The sequence below is a fragment of the Paenibacillus rhizoplanae genome, assembly GCF_042684125.1.
Classification (GTDB): domain Bacteria; phylum Bacillota; class Bacilli; order Paenibacillales; family Paenibacillaceae; genus Paenibacillus_AQ; species Paenibacillus_AQ rhizoplanae.
In genome coordinates, this window is the sequence record NZ_JBHUKY010000023.1 from 244,919 (window position 1) to 259,586 (window position 14,668).

The window sequence follows — 14,668 nt, forward strand, 5'->3', positions numbered from 1 at the left end:
CATTGAAAAGCCCTCCGGCGCGGAGATCATCTGCGCCGGAGGGCTTTTTATTAAAAGATAAGAATTTATATGTTTTGGGGCCCCCGCAAAGTACCTGAGTTATCACCTACGCTAAAGCCCCACTTTGTGGGGTTGTTTTACTATACCTTATCGTCCTTGACGATCTCAATCTCAATTCCCGGGGGAGCACTTTGCTCGGGTACGGGTTGATCCACCCGTTCGGCGACAATGATCTCGTAAATGCGCAGGAAGATGATTTTGATAATCATATAGACCGGAAGCGCAATGAGGACGCCGATCAGGCCGTAGAAGTCGCCCCCCACAAGTACAAGCAGCACCGTGGTCAGCGGATGCACATCCAGTGACTTGCCGTAGATGACCGGGGACAGCACGTTATCCTGAATCTGCTGCGCGATCAGAACGACGACCGCTGACCAGATCGCTAGTGAAGGCGATTCGATGAATCCCACTATAACAACGGGAACCGCCGCCAGCAGCGAACCCACGTAGGGAATGAAATTCAGCGGGATGGAGATCACGGCGAGCAGCAGAGAGTAAGGCAGGCCGATCAGCAAAAAACCAATGTATAGCAAGATGCCCAGCACCACATTAAGCAGGACACGTGTAACGATGAAGCCGCTGAGTGCAGAGTCAATATCCTTGAACATCTCCTGGCCTTCCTTGCGGTATTTCTTCGGGATCAGGCCCTGAAGAATCGGGGACAGCTTGTGCCCGTCCTTCAGCATGTAATAGAGAATAATCGGCAGGGTAGCGATAACCACGACAATACTGGAGATCACTGTGATCAGGTTGGACATCGAATTGGTCACCCAGTTAATGGCACTGTTCAAATACTCCGTCAGGCGTGTGGTCACATCCGTGTCCCCCTTGAAGAAGCGGGAGAAGGACGGATCATTCTGGAGCTTGTTGAACTGATTCTGTATACCCTCGACCAGATAAGGCGTATTGTCAATGAAGTTCTGGATTTGCTCGCGCAGTGTAGGCCAGACCAGCACCCAGAATAAGACGAACAGTCCGGTGAACAGAAGATAAATCAGCAGGACGGACAGCCCGGGCTTAACATTTTTGGTCCCCAGATAGTTGACAATCGGCCGCAGAAGATAATACATAAAGCCCGACAGCATCATGGGTACGAGCAGCAGTTGAATGATAGATACCAGCGGCGTGAACAGAAAAATGACCTTCGAGCCCAGGTACAGAATCGTCAAAAAGGCGATAATGGCCAGGCAGGTCCGAAAATACTTGCTTTGAAGCACAGCAGCCCCCCCTATCTCTTAAGTTATGTTTATGTATACATATCTTTATAACCCAAATAGAAGAGATTGATTCAGGCCTGACCGGGAGCCGCCGCCACATGCGGGATTCAAGCCACAGGCAGAGTGGTAATATTGCAGAGTGGTAATATTGCAGTAGGAGTAATAGGAGGGATGCCGCATGCCAACATTGGTATTGGGTATTTTTGGACACCGGAGTGATGCGGTGCTGGCGATCGAAGAATTGAAGAAGAATGGGATCAAGGTGAAGCATATCTCAGCTGTCACGAAGCAGAAGAACACGCTGGAGATCATCAGCAAGGATGCCGCGATTGGAGATGTGGAGACGGGGCAGGGGAATAATGGCTTGTACGGTACAGCCCGCGGGCTTGGGGTAGGCCTGGATATGGTCGCGGATTCTGCGGTCGCAGCAGGTCCGGCAGCCCGCAAGCTCGCTGGGGCGGATCTGGAGACAGACGGCCTTGCGGTCAGCCTGATCGGAATGGGGATTCCGCAAGATGACGCGGAGGCGTATGCGGAGCATGCTGATCTGGAGCATATCATTGTCATTGTTCTTCTGCCCGAAGAGGAGCTGCGGGAGAAGGTACAGGCAATATTTACGAAGCATGAGGTCATACCTTTGAAGTAAGCGATGGGTTCGGAAAATATAAGGGATCAACGCAGCCTGCGGGACTTTCGTCTGGCTGCTTTTTTTTTGCGGTTCTGCACGAACAGCACCGGGTCGATGCCGGCACCTACCTGTCCGCCTGTTTCCTTGGTCACCTGCTTGGCTTTTACCAGAGAGAAAAAAGCAAACAGTTCCCCGAGCACGCCGAAGCCGGCGGCAATAATCGCATAATCCTCTGCACTGAGCTCCTCGGTTTCTACTGGGCCATCACTGCCGCTCCCTCCGTGGCCTTTAATGCCGCCGTTGCTGCCATTGCCGCCGTTACCGCCCGCGCTGCCATATCCGTTGTTATTGTAATAGGCCATCTCCTGTTCACCCGCTTTTCCCCATATGTATTATAAATATGTCGCTCGCCGCCATTGTGAAATAGGCGATCGGGAGGTAATTTTCCACAGCCGGATGAACGAATATCGGGACGAAATGAGCAAAAATAAGCTGGGGAACCCTCTTTACAGTTAATGAAAACGCTGTTACAATCATAAATGAGCACAAATGGTCAATATCAGTCACGAGTGATTTGAAACCAGTCATCTTATTTTCCAATTCAGTAGTTACTGTATATATAGGAATCCGGCAGCGGGTAGCTGCACATCCTAAGGAGTGAGCTGCATGTTTGAAGAAGAACGTAAACGGATGATTCTGCTGTTTGTCGAGAAGCATACAAGAGCGTCGGTTCAGGAGCTGGGTCAGGAGCTATCCGTCTCTGAATCCACCATCCGCCGGGACCTCAAGGAGCTGGAGGAAGCACGGCTGCTGAAGCGTACGCATGGCGGGGCGGTGTCGCTCCAGAGTGTCAACTTTGAAGCGGCGGTTCCGGACAAAGAAGAACGGTTCCTGGAGGAGAAGCTGCGGATTGCCGGGAAGGCTGTGGAGATGATTGAGGAAGGCGATGCGATTCTCCTTGACGGGGGTACCACTACGCTGCAGATTGCCCGGGCGCTGAAATCGTTCCGTAACCTCAAGGTCATTACCAACTCGATCATGGCGCTGAATGAGCTGAAGGATTGCCGCCATATTGAGGTGTCCATTACAGGCGGGATGCTAAGGCCGGACACCATGGCTTTTGTCGGGCCGATGACCGAACGCTCGCTGGATATGGTGCGGGTGGATAAGGCCTTCCTCGGCACCAACGGGCTGGATATCCGCGAAGGGATCACGACGCCGAATATGCTGGAAGCGGCCACCAAGCGCAAAATGATCGCTGTAGCGAAGCAGACGATCCTGCTGGCCGACCATAGCAAGATCGGGCAGATCTCCTTCTGTAAGGTTGCAGATCTGCAGGAGATGGATCATTGCATTCTGGATACGGGGATACCGGATAGCTTCCGGAGGCAGCTTGAGAAGCTGGAGGTAGACTATACACTGGTGTGATGGGCTGGAAAGACAAACATTATAAATGAGGGATGAATGATGATCTATACTGTGACACTTAATCCTTCCGTCGATTATATCGTGGAGGTAGAAGAGTTAACACTAGGCGGACTCAACCGGATGAAGCGGGATATGAAGCTGCCTGGCGGAAAGGGCATTAACGTATCCCGAGTTCTGAAGCAGCTTGGGGTTGAGAATACGGCCACCGGATTTCTTGGCGGCTTCACAGGCGGCTACATTGACACCTGGCTGGGCCAGGAGGGGATATCCGGCGACTTCGTTCCTATTGCAGACGATACCCGGATCAATATCAAGCTTAAGGCCGGGCAGGAGACAGAGATTAACGGAGCCGGACCTGTAATTACAGAGACCGAGACGGCTTCTCTGCTGCACAAGCTGGATGCTCTGAAGCCGGGTGATATTGTGATCCTGTCAGGGAGCACGCCACCTTCGCTCGGCGGAGATTTCTATAGCAGACTGATTACGGTATGCAAGCAGAAAGGCGCGGAGTTTGTTATTGATACAACCGGGCAGGCTTTGCAGGACGCTTTATCCCAGGGACCGCTGCTGGTCAAGCCGAATCACCATGAGCTGGCAGAGCTGTTCGGTGTTCAGATTAGTACCAGAGAAGAGATTATCACTTACGGACGCAAGCTGCTGGAGGGTGGTGCCAAGCACGTGCTGGTCTCGATGGCTGGCGAAGGCGCATTGTTTATTTCGGGTCAAGAAGTCTACCATGCCAGCGCCCCTAAGGGCCAGGTGAGGAATTCAGTAGGTGCGGGAGATTCGATGATTGCCGGATTCGTGGGCACCTTGTCGCTGACAGGGAATGTGCTGGAAGCGTTCCGCGCCGGTGTCGCATCAGGAAGTGCCACAGCGTTCTCCGATGATCTGGCAGACCGGGCATTGATTGAAGAGCTTCGTCCGCTTATTGCCATATCTCAGCTATGAATAACAGAGGTTAGCAGGTTCAAGTACATTCGGGGAGTTGAGAATTGATGAAAATTACAGATTTGATGATACAGGAAACGATGATTATGGAGCTGCAGGCTACCACGAAGGAAGGGGCCATTGACGAGCTGATTGCCAGTCTCGCGGCTAGCGGGCGCATCACGGATGCAAAGCTGTTCAAGGAGAAGATTCTGGAGCGTGAAGCCCAGTCCAGCACCGGCATCGGCGGAGGCATTGCTATGCCTCATGCCAAGACCAAGGCCGTTAGCGAAGCAACGGTAGTATTTGCGAAGAGCAGCGCCGGAATTGATTTTGCCTCCCTGGATGAAGCGCCGGCCCACATATTCTTCATGATCGCCGCGCCGGACGGAGCTGGAAATATGCACCTGCGAACACTCGCTGCACTGTCCAGGCTGCTCATTGAAAGCGAGTTCATCGAACAACTCATGAATGCCAAGACACCTGCCGAGGTGTCCGCCTTATTCGATGCCAAGCAAGCGGAGGCGGAAGCCCAGGCAGAAGCGGAAGCGAAGGCAGCGGCGGTGAAGGATGCTGCACCGAAGGCAGCTGCGCCGCAAGCTGAACCTGCACGGATGATTACCGGGAACCCCGATTCACAGAGCTTCGTTGTTGCTGTAACAGCGTGTCCTACAGGAATCGCCCATACCTATATGGCAGAGGATGCCCTCAAGAAGAAGGCCAAGGAGATGGGCGTCAATATCCGAGTCGAAACCAACGGCTCAGAGGGTGCGCAGAACGTGCTGACTGCAGATGAAATCGCCCGGGCCAGCGGCGTCATTATCGCTGCCGACAAGAACGTGGAGATGGAACGCTTCAGCGGCAAGCCTGTACTCCAGCGTCCGGTTAGCGACGGTATCCGCAAGTCAGAGGAGCTAATCCGGATTGCAGTTGCAGGAGATGCGCCTATCTATCGCGGCTCTGGTCGCAATGAAGAAGGTGCAGCATCGGTGAAGTCAGGTTCTATTGGAAGCAAAATCTACAAAGACCTGATGAACGGCATCTCGCATATGCTGCCGTTCGTAGTCGGCGGAGGTATTCTGCTGGCGATCTCCTTCCTGATTGAACAGGTGGCCAGTCCCGACAATGCGCTGGTCAAGCTGCTGCAGAGCATCGGCGGCGGTGACGGAGCCTTCCACTTCCTGATTCCGATCCTTGCCGGATTTATCGCGATGAGCATCGGTGACCGGCCTGCGCTGATGCCGGGTATGGTCGGCGGTCTGATGGCCCTTAACTCCAATTCGGGCTTCCTCGGCGGTCTGGCTGCCGGGTTCCTGGCTGGTTATGTAGTGGTAATGCTCCGCAAAGCCTTCTCCGGCCTGCCGCGCACACTGGACGGTCTGAAGCCGATTCTGCTCTATCCCGTATTCAGTTTGCTAATTACCGGCGCGGTTATGTTCTTCCTGTTCGATCCGTTATTCAGCTGGATTAACGGAGGACTGACCGATGCGCTTAACAATCTGGGTACCGGCAACAAGATTCTGCTGGGCCTGGTGCTTGGCGGGATGATGGCCATTGATATGGGCGGTCCATTCAACAAGGCAGCCTACACCTTTGCCATCGGCGTGTTTACGTCCAGCGGCAATACGAACGGAATGATGATGGCCGCAGTTATGGCCGGAGGGATGGTGCCTCCGCTGGCGATTGCCCTGGCAACCTCGTTCTTCAAGAATAAATTCACGGAGACCGAACGCAAATCCGGTGTAACCAACTATGTGCTGGGCTTGTCGTTCATCACCGAAGGGGCCATCCCATTCGCTGCGGCCGATCCGCTGCGGGTGCTTACCTCCTGTATCCTGGGCTCTGCCGTAGCTGGCGGGCTTACCCAGCTATGGAACATCAACGTTCCTGCACCGCATGGCGGTGTGTTCGTAGCCTTCCTGTCCAGCAATGCCGCGCTGTTCCTGTTATCTGTGCTGATCGGTTCCGTGATTTCCGGTCTGATCCTGGGGCTCTGGAAGAAGCCGATCACAGTAAAATAACGTATCTTGCCTTTCCCTGAAACCGCTTGGGAGCAGAGACAGTCCTCTGCCCCCAGGCGGTTTCTTTGTCATTTAACTCTTGAAAAATGGCTGTTTTACGCTTGCCCCTCCATTTTAGTGTCTTATTTCGTTATAATTAACAATAGATATACAGAGAAGGCAAAGGAGAATGCGAAATGATTCTGCACAGAGGTGAAGTCTTATTCCGCCAGGGAGACGGCGGCCAGAACCTGTTCAAGGTGAAGAGCGGACTGTTCAAGGTCACGAGACTACATGAGAACGGGAACATGGTACTGTTCAACCTGTTATATCCGGGTGAGACTGTTCCGCATCATTCCCTCATTTCGCCGAAGGAGGCGCATGGAACCGCAGTGGCAATGATGAAGAGTGAGGTTGAGCTTATTCCGGCTGCAGAATGGTACCGGGAGCTGAGGGAGAATCCTGAGAAAGTGATGGAGATCGCCCTCTTGCTCCAGGAGAAGGTGCGGTTCATGCAGACGAGGCTCGATCATCTCACCGTTGGAACGCCGGGGGAACGGATGGCTCTGCTGACCCGCTGGCTGACCGAATACACTCATGGCGCACAGCTTACAGATCTGCTGACACAGGAAGAGATCGGACAATTGATCGGTGTCCGCCGCGAGACGGTCAACCGTCTGCTGCGGAATCAGGGCTGATTGCTTATTTTTAATGGAAACTGTTTAGAGTGGCCCCTCAGCGTGGTATAATCTATTCAGAACATATCAAACTAAAGAAAGGATCAGGATACCATGTGTCCCCGAAGGACGATTCCCCAAAGGACGATTTGGAAACGTTATGATCTGTCTTATACTTAGCTTCCCTGTAGGATGTGCGCGAACCGTTGTTCATTGACGAAGCCGTTTCTGCGAAGGGAAGGGAGTATTGTATGCGAAGGAGCAACACCTCCTCCGGTATAACCCCTCGTAGAGGCTGGCAAGAACGTCTAGCCGCCATATACGATAAGGGGAGACCGAGTAATGAGGAAACAAGACAGTGGCATGAGTTTGCCGCTCCGGTTAGCTATAATTTTGACCGGAACACTATTGCTTGCATTTACGTATTATCACATTAATTATCAGAACCACTTGACCGAAGGCGGATTCGTAGGATTGTCGCTGCTCGGCAAGTATGTACTGGGGATTTCACCATCACTAAGCATCCTGATTTTGGACATTCCGGTACTCATCATCGCAATCATTTTCAAAGGAAAATCATTCGTAGTGAACACCTTCATATCCGTAGTGGCCTTCACGGTGTTCTACGGGCTGATGGAACGCTATTCCGGCTGGGTTATTGACCTGCAGGATAACTTGCCGGTTGCGGCGCTGTTGTCCGGGGTATTGACAGGTCTGGGCGCAGGAATGGTCCTGCTGGGCGGCGGGGCGAGCGGCGGGGACGATATTTTGTCCGTGCTGATCAGTGAATGGAAAGGTATTAAGGTAGGAACCGTATTTATCCTGATGGATGTAATCGTTCTGGCTTTTTCTCTCTTCTATATGCCGTTAAGAGAAACGCTGTATACGGTGATGGCTGTAGTTGTAGCCGGTTATGTAATCACTTTTACAACCTCTCTGGGCAGACGGAAGCAGGTTCAGGCACCTAAGATTCCGTCCGCACTTGCCAAGACTCAGGAAGGCACAGTGAATGTGAATAATGCAATGTGAACTCCGTGAACCACGGGGATGATAAAAGGTCAGCGGACTACCGTCCGGCTGGTCTTTTTTTTGTGGTTTTTATGAAATAAGATCCGGCTGTTCCTGCTTCACCGCCGACAGCAGCAGAAACATCGGACGCCGCGTCTCCTCCTGCCAGGCCGGATTCTTCTCCAGCATCTCAGGGGTCGGCTGCAGCTCCGACATCTGCTTCAGGCCGAAGCCGGAATGGAGCAGCGTGCCCAGGTAGGTGGCGGTGGTCCGGTGGTATTTGGCAACCTTGTGTTCGAGAAAATCAGCCAGTCTTAGCCCTTCCAGATGGTAGTTGTCCACGGGCCAATGCTGCTTCTCCCCGTCCGGGCTGTAATGCCAATCCTGCGCGGCGAGCGCGGTGAAGATCGGATGCTCTACAGAGAAGACGAAGGCTCCCCCGGGCTTCAGGCAATGCCGGACCTGGCGGCAGAGACTGCCGAAATCCTCAATATAGTGAATCGCCAGCGAGCTGATCACGGTATCAAACTGCTCTGCCCCGAATGCGGCATCCTCAATCGCGAGCTGGAGATACTCAATCTTCGGGTCGTCCGTCATTGCACGGGCACGCTCCAGCATATTGGCGGAGAGATCTATGCCTACGACTGAAGCCGCCCCCTGCTCCCGGGCATACCGGCAGTGCCAGCCGAAACCGCACCCCAGATCAAGCACCCGCTGGCCCGCCAGATCAGGCAGCAGGGTACGGAAGACCTCCCATTCTCCGGCAGCCTCCAGTCCGCCCGTAGAGCGGGGCATCTGGCTGTAATTCGCAAAGAAACCCGCGTCGTCATACTTATTTTGCTTCATTCATTGAACCTCCCACATCCTTTTATTACAGAAAGTATAACGCAAATGGGACGGGGGTGCAGCCTTGAGAATTCATTGTTACCCTTGGGGACGGTAGCGGATAATTAGCAAGACTACCGTTGTTACAACCACCAGCGACAAGGAATTGGTGATCAGAAAAGCAAGTCCGACCCCCTGCGCGGCCAGGTTAACCGCATAAGCCTCCATAAGAAGGATACCCAGCAGCATCAGCAGGTAAGCTTTCAGACTGAGATCTGCAACCGAACGGGTCCTGATGATCTGCACAATCTGCGGAATCCAGCCTACAGAGAGAATAAGACCGCCAACCAGCTGCATAGCTGTGAATAACATACGTTGCACCCCGCTATTCTTAATTTCTTGATAGTATGGTGTATGCTCAGGGGGAGAGGGAGGTTCAGACAAAAACCCGCCGCCCCTCGGAAGGGACGGCGGGTTCACCCGGCAGGCATCTGCCCGGGTCTAGGATTGCTTCAGCTGGATAAGCTGCTTCAGCAGCAGCTGCGTGTCGTCTACAGGAAAGGCTTCCTGCAGCACTTCATTAACGGTCTGCTTCGCCCGGTCAACCTTGTCCTGCCCAATGGCAGTCAGGGACGTATAGATGCTTCTGCGGTCTGCCTCGCAAGACTTGCGCTCCAGCGCTCCGCAGCCCTTGGCTTCGAAGCGGCTGACCAGCCGGGATACAGCACTCTGGCTAAGCCCGACCATCGATTCCAGCTGCTGGAGCTTCAGCTTTTGCTCAGGGGCTTCGGACAGAAACAGCAATACATAGAATTCCTTAAGCGATAACTCATAGTTCTCGGTCAGCTTCGCTTCAAGGACTGCGGCCACCTTCATCTGTATCAGAGAGAGCGATAACCAGCTGTTAATCAGATCATTCGAAGGGGGGTTATTCATGTCTTCCATCCTCCTGATGTATACCTGTAATGAATAGTAGTTGTTATACAGTATACCATCACCATAGGCAAGCTGCTGACGAATTGTCCTTAACGCGGGAATCCTAATGCATACTGCTTAGGTATATCTGCGTCTTTGCGCAGCGTCACACCGGCTTCCAGCGTCCAGTAAGGATTACGGAGCATTCCCCGGCCCACCGCCACCAAGTCAGCTTCTTCATTGCCGATGACGGCGTTGGCAAGAACCGCTTCATCCAACCGGCCGACAGCAATCACCGGCACGTTCAGCTCCTGGCGGATGGTTCTTGCCAGCGGTAACTGATAGGCTGCATGGTTGCCCGGTCCATTCTCTGCGTCAACGGCTCCCTCACCGCCTGAGCTGATATGGAAAATATCGGCCCCGGCTTCCTTATAGGCTCTGCTGATCTCCAGACCCTCTTGGAGGCCGTAACCGCCTTTCACATATTCTCTGGCGGAAATCCGCATGATCAGTGGCATATCCTCAGGCATCACGCTCTTGGCGGCAGCGATAACCTCCCGGCCGAACAAAGTCAGATCCTGTCCATACTCATCAGTCCGCTGGTTGGTCAACGGCGAGTGAAACTGGTGAATCAGATACCCGTGGGCACCGTGCAGCTCAATCGTGTCGAACCCGGCCTGAACCGCACGCTCTACGCCGCGCTTGAATTTCTGGACCATGTCTTTAACTTCCTCTGTCGTTAGGGCGTGGGGAGTCTTAGAGTTGCTGTCATAAGGAATAGCGGAAGAGGAGACAGGAACCTTGGCATCCTCCGCCTTGCGCCCGGCATGGGCAACCTGAATTCCGATTTTGGCTCCATGGGCATGACTGGCTTCCACTATCCGCGCCAGCGCAGGAATCTGCTCATCAGACCAGACGCCCAGATCATAATCGGTAATCCGGCCGTCCGGGTCCACATCAGCCATCTCGACAATGATCAATCCGGTGCCGCCGACGGCGCGGCTTACATAGTGGTTGTAATGCCAGTCGTTAGCGATTCCATCCTTATTGGTAACTGAATATTGGCACATGGGCGGCATCACCACCCGGTTCTTCAGTTTTAAGCTTTTATACTCATAGGGGGTGAACAGATCTTTCGTCATGAATTTCGCTCCTTCGTTCTATATGGGATGGATAAATAATAAATGCATGCACATGCATATAAATATAAGCTGTTGGTTTCTGCCTGTCAAGTCAGCGTTATGAATTAAATTTGCAATACTGCAAGCGAGCTGTAAGTTTCAGAAATAGCTGTGCGAGTTTACAATTATTATATTGAAAACAATAAAGGGGGATCGCCATGGAGCTGCTGACCATTGTCAAAGCAATCATCCTGGGCATTGTAGAAGGGCTGACCGAATTTGCTCCGGTATCCTCGACAGGCCATATGATCATCGTTGATGATATGTGGCTTAAATCACAGGAATTCCTGGGGAAGTATACGGCCAACTCTTTCAAGGTAGTGATTCAATTAGGCTCTATTCTTGCAGTCGTCATTATTTTCCGTAACCGGTTCATTGATCTGCTGGGCCTCGGGAAGCTCAGCCGCAAGGACCTGGCCGTAGTGCGGGAAGGGCAGCGGCAGGCTCCGGCAGAAGGACGTCTGAAGCTGACGCATATTCTTGTCGGACTGCTTCCGGCCGGAATCTTCGGATTTGTGCTGGAGGATTACATCGATGAGCATCTGTTCTCTACCTTTACTGTGCTGATTGGACTTGTGGTTGGAGCGTTATTCATGATCTGTGCTGACCGTTTTGCGCCTGGAAATGCCCGGACTGAGAGTGTGGACCAAATTACATATAGGCAGGCGCTATCAGTCGGATTGATCCAATGTATCTCCCTGTGGCCGGGCTTCTCGCGGTCCGGCTCGACGATATCCGGCGGGGTTCTGCTGGGCATGAGCCACCGTGCGGCAGCCGATTTCACCTTCATCATGGCGGTGCCGATTATGGCCGGGGCAAGCCTGATTTCACTGCTGAAGAACTGGCAGTATTTTACGCTGGATGCCTTGCCGTTCTTCATTGCCGGGTTCATTAGCGCCTTCGTATTCGCACTGGTATCGATGCGTTTTTTCCTGAAGCTGATTAACCGGATCAAGCTGTTGCCCTTCGCAATCTACCGGATTGTACTTGCCGGTGTGGTCTATCTGATCTGGTTCTGATTTCGCCGGGCCTCAGAGTCTAAGCTGCTCCTCCTTCAAGGCGGTGCAGCTTTTTTTGGCGTTTTGCTATAGGGAATCTGTATAGCCGGATTGCGTGGAATCTGTTGCGGGGCGCGGGAGGCGTGCAGTAAGATGGCATCAGATTAAGGCTTGCAGGCATAAGCGATAGACCATTATACAGAGGAGTGGACACCTATGAGTAAAGGAATCAAGACAAGCAGCCTCGGTTATCCGAGAATCGGCAAGAACCGTGAATGGAAGAAATTACTGGAGGCTTATTGGGCCGGGAAAATCGATGAGCAGAGCTTCCGCTCGCAGATGGAGGATATTCAGCTTCAGCATTTGCAGACCCAGCAGCAGGCCGGAATTGATCTGATTCCGGTGGGCGATTTCACCTTCTATGACCATGTGCTGGATACCGCCGCCATGTTCGGAATCGTACCAGCGCGTTATGGATATAAGGGCGGAGAGATTCCGCTTGATCTGTATTTTGCGATGGCCCGCGGCAATGCAGAAGCCCCGGCTTGCGAGATGACCAAATGGTTCAATACGAACTACCATTACATTGTGCCTGAGATCGGCAGCCTGACCCCGGTATTGACAGCGAATAAACCGCTGGCCGCCTACCGCTTCGCCAAGGAGCGCGCAGGTATTGAGGGCAAGCCGGTTATAGTCGGACTGTATACCTTCCTGAAGCTGTCCAAGGGCTTCCCGGCAGCAGACATCGCCGCCGTTGCCACACGCTTCCTCCCGCTGTATGTACAGCTGCTGCAGGAGCTGCAGGCGGAAGGAGTGGCCTGGGTTCAGATCGATGAACCGGCGATTGTTACCGGCTTAACGGCTGAGGATACCGCGCTGCTGCAGAATATTTACAGTGAGATTGCAGCTGCCGTACCAGGTCTGAACCTGATGCTGCAGACGTACTTCGAAGCTGCGGAGCCGCTTGAAGCATTGCTGGCGCTGCCTGTGCAGGGTCTGGGTCTTGACTTCGTCCATGACGGCGGCAAGAATCTGGAGTCGGTTGCACGCCTGGGCTGGCCGCAGGATAAGACACTCGGCGCCGGTATCCTTGACGGACGCAACATCTGGCGCGCTGACACCGATGTCAAGCTGGAGCTGGTAGCGAAGCTGCTGACCTATGTGCCTCAGGAGCAGCTGATTCTCCAGCCTGCGTCGAGCCTGTTGCATGTGCCTGTAACGGTTGAGGGCGAGGTCAAGCTGAAGGCTGCGGTCAAGAACGCCTTGGCGTTCGCCAATGAGAAGCTGGCCGAGCTGGTTCTGATTGCGGCAGCCGCGAACGAAGGAAGAGAGCGTTACGCCCCCGAGCTGGAGCGCAGCCGTGAGGTGCTGGCCGTATTCCGTGCCCTGCCGGAGCGCGGACGTGAGGATGTAGCAGAGCAGGTGCGTGCTCTTGCCCAGCTGCCGGACCACCGCAGCCTTCCGTTCGCCGAGCGTGTGAAGGTTCAGCAGGAGAAGTGGCGTCTGCCGCTGCTGCCGACCACGACCATCGGCAGCTTCCCGCAGACGGTTGAAGTCCGTCAGGCCCGTCTGAAATGGCGCAAGGGAGTCTGGAACCAGGAGCGTTATGACCTGTTCATTGAGCGCCAGATCGCTGAAGCGATTACGCTTCAGGAGGAGCTTGGTCTGGATGTCCTGGTACACGGGGAATTCGAGCGTACGGATATGGTGGAGTTCTTCGGGGAGAAGCTGGCCGGCTATCTGTTCACCGCAGGCGGCTGGGTTCAGTCGTACGGCTCACGCTGCGTGAAGCCGCCGGTAATCTATGCCGATGTCGCCTTTATAGAGCCGATGACCGTCAAGGAGAGCGTGTATGCCCAGTCACTCACGAAGCTGCCTGTTAAGGGAATGCTGACCGGCCCGGTCACGATCCTGAACTGGTCCTTTGTCCGCGATGATCTCAGCCGCGAAGCGGTGGCCGGACAAATCGCCCTCGCCCTGCGTCATGAAGTATCCGCACTCGAGGAGGCGGGTATCGAGATGATTCAGGTCGATGAGCCGGCGATCCGCGAAGGCCTGCCGCTGAAGGCAAGAGATCATGAGTATTACCTGAACTGGGCGGTGAAATCCTTCCGGACCGCCACGAATCATGTCAAGGACACCACGCAGGTGCATACGCATATGTGCTACAGTGAATTTAATGACATGATCGGTTCGATCTCGGCGATGGATGCGGATGTAATCTCCATTGAGACCTCACGCAGCCATGGTGAGCTGATCGTCAGCTTCGAGGAGCAGGAATACGACAAGGGGATTGGACTGGGTGTGTATGATATCCACAGTCCGCGCGTACCGGTGGTAGAGGAGATGACTTCGGCCATCGAACGTGCGCTGCGCGTGCTGGATGTCCAGCAGTTCTGGATTAATCCCGACTGCGGACTGAAGACACGAGGCTGGGAAGAGACCACAGGCGCACTGCGCAATATGGTGAAGGCCGCGGTCCTGGTAAGAGAGCAGCACGGCGCAGTGACCCGTTAACAGACGGAACTGTTCCGCTTAAGATGCTTAGATTTGCACAAAAAAACCACTGCAAGCGGGAGAGTACAGTCTCCGGCCCGCAGTGGTTTTGTTTAAATATAAGAAGTTATATGTTGCACACGATAACTTATCCTTCTATTTCTCGCTGAAACGGCACCGCCCTTTAAAAGGACGGCAAAGCCGTTTCCACTTGTTTGCAGGAAACACTTGATAATAGTTCTCATTCTTGATAGAATGAAAAAAGAAAGAAGGAACCTGTGGAGGGCTCCTTCATATTCTGCAAA

Annotated in this window: 14 protein-coding genes; 8 read left to right on the forward strand and 6 right to left on the reverse strand. The window is 53.6% G+C overall.

Features of this window, described 5'->3' with window-relative positions; all coding sequences use genetic code 11:
* Window positions 1-140 precede the first annotated feature (140 nt).
* Complete coding sequence (locus ACFSX3_RS14090) at window positions 141-1,277, reverse strand: AI-2E family transporter (RefSeq protein ID WP_209984579.1); 1,137 nt, start codon at window positions 1,275-1,277, stop codon at window positions 141-143.
* A 178-nt stretch (window positions 1,278-1,455) separates the two neighbouring features.
* On the opposite strand from ACFSX3_RS14090, the gene ACFSX3_RS14095 reads away from it, so the two are divergent.
* Window positions 1,456-1,923 (forward strand): general stress protein, encoded by a 468-nt coding sequence (locus tag ACFSX3_RS14095; protein ID WP_209984577.1) that lies wholly within the window; start codon window positions 1,456-1,458, stop codon window positions 1,921-1,923.
* A 26-nt stretch (window positions 1,924-1,949) separates the two neighbouring features.
* Here the strand turns inward: ACFSX3_RS14095 and ACFSX3_RS14100 are convergent, their stop codons facing one another.
* Window positions 1,950-2,267, reverse strand: coding sequence for a hypothetical protein (locus ACFSX3_RS14100; RefSeq protein WP_209985220.1), 318 nt, complete (start codon window positions 2,265-2,267; stop codon window positions 1,950-1,952).
* Window positions 2,268-2,571: 304 nt separating this feature from the next.
* Here ACFSX3_RS14100 and ACFSX3_RS14105 point away from each other — a divergent pair, with 304 nt between their 5' ends.
* The 5 genes from ACFSX3_RS14105 (at window position 2,572) to ACFSX3_RS14125 (ending at window position 7,969) form a co-directional block, all read left to right on the forward strand.
* Window positions 2,572-3,333 (forward strand): DeoR/GlpR family DNA-binding transcription regulator, encoded by a 762-nt coding sequence (locus ACFSX3_RS14105; RefSeq protein ID WP_209984573.1) that lies wholly within the window; start codon window positions 2,572-2,574, stop codon window positions 3,331-3,333.
* Between the two features lie 39 nt (window positions 3,334-3,372).
* On the forward strand, window positions 3,373-4,284 hold the full coding sequence (pfkB, locus tag ACFSX3_RS14110; protein ID WP_209985143.1) for a 1-phosphofructokinase: 912 nt from the start codon (window positions 3,373-3,375) through the stop codon (window positions 4,282-4,284).
* Between the two features lie 47 nt (window positions 4,285-4,331).
* Window positions 4,332-6,284, forward strand: coding sequence for a PTS fructose transporter subunit IIABC (locus ACFSX3_RS14115; protein ID WP_209984571.1), 1,953 nt, complete (start codon window positions 4,332-4,334; stop codon window positions 6,282-6,284).
* Between the two features lie 176 nt (window positions 6,285-6,460).
* Window positions 6,461-6,961: a Crp/Fnr family transcriptional regulator gene (locus ACFSX3_RS14120; RefSeq protein ID WP_209984568.1), complete on the forward strand. Its 501-nt coding sequence runs from the start codon at window positions 6,461-6,463 to the stop codon at window positions 6,959-6,961.
* Between the two features lie 321 nt (window positions 6,962-7,282).
* The gene (locus ACFSX3_RS14125) at window positions 7,283-7,969 is read left to right on the forward strand and encodes a YitT family protein (RefSeq protein WP_209984565.1); all 687 of its coding nucleotides are present in this window, start codon (window positions 7,283-7,285) and stop codon (window positions 7,967-7,969) included.
* A gap of 69 nt (window positions 7,970-8,038) precedes the next feature.
* Here the strand turns inward: ACFSX3_RS14125 and ACFSX3_RS14130 are convergent, their stop codons facing one another.
* The 4 genes from ACFSX3_RS14130 to ACFSX3_RS14145 form a co-directional block, all read right to left on the reverse strand.
* Window positions 8,039-8,794 carry a class I SAM-dependent methyltransferase gene (locus ACFSX3_RS14130; RefSeq protein WP_209984562.1) on the reverse strand — a complete coding sequence of 252 codons (756 nt, stop codon included), beginning with the start codon at window positions 8,792-8,794 and terminating at the stop codon, window positions 8,039-8,041.
* Between the two features lie 78 nt (window positions 8,795-8,872).
* A complete protein-coding gene (locus ACFSX3_RS14135; protein ID WP_209984559.1) occupies window positions 8,873-9,145 on the reverse strand; it encodes a PQ-loop domain-containing transporter in 273 nt (90 codons plus the stop codon).
* A gap of 129 nt (window positions 9,146-9,274) precedes the next feature.
* A complete protein-coding gene (locus tag ACFSX3_RS14140; RefSeq protein WP_209984556.1) occupies window positions 9,275-9,709 on the reverse strand; it encodes a MarR family winged helix-turn-helix transcriptional regulator in 435 nt (144 codons plus the stop codon).
* Window positions 9,710-9,798: 89 nt separating this feature from the next.
* Entirely contained in the window at window positions 9,799-10,830 is a 1,032-nt protein-coding gene (locus tag ACFSX3_RS14145; RefSeq protein WP_209984554.1) for an NADH:flavin oxidoreductase/NADH oxidase, read from the reverse strand.
* A gap of 197 nt (window positions 10,831-11,027) precedes the next feature.
* Between ACFSX3_RS14145 and ACFSX3_RS14150 the strand changes: the two genes are divergently transcribed.
* Both ACFSX3_RS14150 and metE read left to right on the forward strand, forming a co-directional pair.
* The gene (locus tag ACFSX3_RS14150) at window positions 11,028-11,888 is read left to right on the forward strand and encodes an undecaprenyl-diphosphate phosphatase (RefSeq protein WP_209984549.1); all 861 of its coding nucleotides are present in this window, start codon (window positions 11,028-11,030) and stop codon (window positions 11,886-11,888) included.
* A 195-nt stretch (window positions 11,889-12,083) separates the two neighbouring features.
* Window positions 12,084-14,384, forward strand: a complete 2,301-nt coding sequence (gene metE, locus ACFSX3_RS14155) for a 5-methyltetrahydropteroyltriglutamate--homocysteine S-methyltransferase (RefSeq protein WP_209984547.1) — start codon at window positions 12,084-12,086, stop codon at window positions 14,382-14,384.
* Window positions 14,385-14,668 lie beyond the last annotated feature (284 nt).